The sequence below is a fragment of the Rhodococcus sp. (in: high G+C Gram-positive bacteria) genome, from assembly GCF_049286785.1.
Lineage (GTDB): Bacteria > Actinomycetota > Actinomycetes > Mycobacteriales > Mycobacteriaceae > Rhodococcus_F.
In genome coordinates, this window is the sequence record NZ_JBAQEO010000789.1 from 1 (window position 1) to 2,233 (window position 2,233).

3 protein-coding genes are annotated in these 2,233 nt (G+C 62.3%); 1 reads left to right on the forward strand and 2 read right to left on the reverse strand.

Annotated features, from left to right (window positions below):
• Together WAW17_RS28470 and WAW17_RS28475 are read right to left on the reverse strand one after the other, a co-directional pair.
• The coding region (locus tag WAW17_RS28470) for an NAD(P)H-dependent flavin oxidoreductase (protein ID WP_422336209.1) at positions 1–595 on the reverse strand (595 nt) is incomplete at its 3' end.
• The gene (locus tag WAW17_RS28475) at positions 592–1,392 is read right to left on the reverse strand and encodes an enoyl-CoA hydratase-related protein (RefSeq protein ID WP_422336210.1); all 801 of its coding nucleotides are present in this window, start codon (positions 1,390–1,392) and stop codon (positions 592–594) included. The genes WAW17_RS28470 and WAW17_RS28475, both read right to left, overlap by 4 nt.
• Positions 1,393–1,664: 272 nt before the next feature.
• On the opposite strand from WAW17_RS28475, the gene WAW17_RS28480 reads away from it, so the two are divergent.
• Positions 1,665–2,233: AMP-binding protein (locus WAW17_RS28480; RefSeq protein ID WP_422336211.1), on the forward strand; the 569-nt coding region annotated here is incomplete at its 3' end.

Consider the following 2,233-nt stretch of genomic DNA (forward strand, 5'->3'; position numbering starts at 1 on the left):
TGTAGACCAGGTCGGCTCCAGCCGCGATAGCTCCGGCCACACCATGGCCGTCGCTGATGCCGCCACCGACGCTCACCAAGCCGTCGAAGAACTCGCGCACCGCAGAAATGAACGCGAACGGTGACAGGTGTCCGGTATGGCCGCCTGCGCCTGCGGAGATGCACGCGAGACCGTCGACGCCGACTCCCGCAGCTTTGCGTGCAAGTTTTATGTTGACGACATCGGCGATGACAAGGCCGCCGTAATTCTTGACGACATCCATGACCGGTGCCGGTGACCCGAGCGCTGTGATGACTATCGGGGGCTGATGTTCGGCAACCAGTCGTAGGTCCTCGGCGAGGCGTTGGTTGGTGCTGTGAGTCACGAGATTCAACGCCCAGGGCGCGGGCGCAACGCCATCACGTCGGGCACTGCTGATGCCGTCGTTGATAGTTCCCATCCAGGCGTCGAGATCCCCGGATGTGCGGCAATTGGGGGCGGGAAACGAGCCGACGATGCCTGATGTGCTGGCTGCGATGACGAGTTCGGGACCGGAGACCAGGAACATCGGCGCCGACACGACGGGTAGTCGAAGCGGTTGGGGTAGGGGATTCATGATTGCCTTCCGAATTGTGGTGGTAGAGGGGAGAACTGGGGATCTCGGCGTTCGACAAAGCTCACGACTCCTTCGCGGAAGTCGGCTGAACCGAGCACGTCGGGGAGAATTGCGTCAACTTGCTCGGCGGCGGCGGCGATGCGATCGAGGTGAGGCGCCCAGAGATCGGACTTGATGCGTGCAAGCGAGGCGGGGGAGCAGCGGGAGGCCATGTCCTGGGCCAACTCGATCGCGGCAGTCAAGGGCTCCGAGGCGAGTTGGTGAACCACGCCGAGGCGCGCGGCTTCGCTGCCGTCGAAGGTCCGTCCGGTCAGTAGTAGTTCCGCGGCTGCAGCGGCGCCCGCCACTCGTTCGAGCAGTGGCACAGCACCGTGCATCGGGGGCAGAGCGCGACGGGAGAATGCGGTCGAGAATCGAGCGGTCGGTGAGGAAATTCGGATGTCGCACTGCAGTGCCTGAACGAATCCGATTCCGGCGCAGGGTCCCTCGATCGCCGCGATCATCGGCTTGGGTACGGTGATCGGGAACCATTCGGGTTGGACGATGGTTTCGGCTTCGGGGTTGGTGGTGCCGGTCTCGGTGTAGGTGGAGAGCGCCTCGGTGTCGGCGCCCGGGCAGAAAGATCCGCCCGCGCCGGTCAGGACTAGTACGCGAGCGGTTGGATTGTCGGTCAGGGTTTGTAGGGCGTCGAAGTATTCGCGTTGCATCGGCACTGTCCACGCGTTCTTTCGATGCGGCCGGTTGAGGGTGACGACGCCGACGTGCCGGTGGACGTCCACTCGGACGAGATCGCTCATGCAGTGCACCTTTTCTGCTGTTCCGGACATGTCTTCTGTTGCTACTTCTATTGAAGAAACTTCCACAATGCCATCGGCATGCTGGAGTTGCAGTCACGATTAATGCTGCGTCTTCGTCATGACCATCGATCTCACCTGGGTGTTTCGGCAGAGTTTACTCATGAGAGGTGGATCACAAGTCACTTCCTATGTAATAGTATATTCACAGAGCTCACGGAGACGTCGGAGTGGGTGCGCCGGCTGATTCGCACGGAACGAGGAGAAGGTCAAGCTTGAGACTGTTCGCGGACGAGGTCGCCGAGGGCTATCAGCGCGACGGCTGGTGGAGTGGTCGTACATGGTCCGAACGACTCGACGAACACTGCAGGGAGCGCCCCGACGTGCTCGCACTCGTCGATGCACCGAACCGCTTGTCCTTTACGACGGGAGCGCCCCGCCGCCTCACGTGGGCGGAGGTCGGAATAGAGGTGGAACGACTCGCACGCGTGCTGTTTGCTCACGGCGTTTCGGCCGGCACGGTGGTAGGGGTTCAGTTGCCCAATGTCGTCGAGCTCCCGATGATCTACCTTGCTGTTGCCCAGCTCGGGGGCATCGTCACGCCCTTTCCGGTGCAGTACCGCAGCCATGAGCTCGAGCGCATGGGTGCAGCGGCCGGAATGCAGGTCTTCGTGACGGCGTCAGAAGCGGTCTCGCGGCCGCTTGCAGCAGAGGCTGCCGCACTCGACGTTCCGACCCTGCGGCACGTGTTGGCATTCGGCGACCGAGCTGGTGAAGGATTCGAGCTGATCGACCAGCATCTGGCTGCGCAGCATCCGGATCCGTCGTTCGATGAGTATATGAG